A 1,067-nucleotide genomic window follows, 5' to 3' on the forward strand; every position below is an offset into this window, starting at 1 on the left:
TATAGTCAAAAGTAAGTGAAATGCGAATAATTCGTTTAAAAGTTGTATCTTTACGGCATGGAAATGCAGTTGTCGACATCAGAAATAGAAAATTTACGTAAACTTCAACGGAATCTAGCCGGAAGTTCCGACTATGCCCGTGTGACTTGCATTCTGATGTTGGGCATGGGCAATTCTCCTTCCTTCGTGGCTTCATGCCTTGGAATAGACGTTTCCACCGTATACCGTTACCGTTCCGCTTATTTGCACGGCGGTGCCGATGAACTTCTGGAAAACCGCCACAAAGGTTATTGGGGGCTTCTTGACAGCAGACAGTTGTCCGCCTTGCGCAAGGAACTTCGTGAGCATATCTATACGGATGCCAAGAGTGTGGCAGAGTGGATAAAGTCCACATTCGGCGTGGAGTACACGCCCCAGGGGGTTGTAGACCTGCTGAACCGCATTGGTTTCACCTATAAGAAGACATCGGAAGTCCCTTGCGAGGCTGATGCCTCCAAGCAGGCAGCCTTTGTCGGAGAACTTTCCGAAATCCTTTCCGGTATGCCGGAAGATGCTGTGGTTTATTATGCCGACGGTGTTCATCCGACCCACAACAGCCGTTCCACTTATGCGTGGATAGAGAAAGGCGAAAAGTTGGAACAACCGACCGTCAGCGGTCGTGACAGGGTGAACATCAACGGGTTGCTTAACGCGCATGACGTGACAGACGTGATAGCCCATGATTGCGAAAGCGTCAATGCCGAATCCACAAAAGAAGTTTATCAGGCGGCCTTGGACAGGCATCCGGAGGCCCCGTTCATCTATATCATTTCCGACAATGCCCGTTATTATCACAACAAAAAGCTCAAGGAATGGGTGGACGGGACAAAAATCAGGCAGATATTCCTGCCGCCCTACTCGCCGAACCTCAATCTGATTGAGAGGCTTTGGAAATTCCTCCGCAAGAAGGTCATCAATACCGGTTTCTACAGGACAAAAGAGAAATTCAGGCAGGCCGTTAAGGATTTCTTCGACAATATCGGAAACTATAAAGAAGAGTTGGAGTCACTTCTGACTCTTAAATTCCG

General features: G+C 48.4%; 1 protein-coding gene. It reads left to right on the top strand.

Annotated elements, in window-relative coordinates:
* Positions 1–57: 57 nt before the first annotated feature.
* On the top strand, positions 58–1,067 hold a 1,010-nt coding region (locus H9625_RS17365), incomplete at its 3' end, for an IS630 family transposase (RefSeq protein WP_191765574.1).

The sequence above is a fragment of the Phocaeicola intestinalis genome (assembly GCF_014837065.1).
Lineage (GTDB): Bacteria > Bacteroidota > Bacteroidia > Bacteroidales > Bacteroidaceae > Phocaeicola > Phocaeicola intestinalis.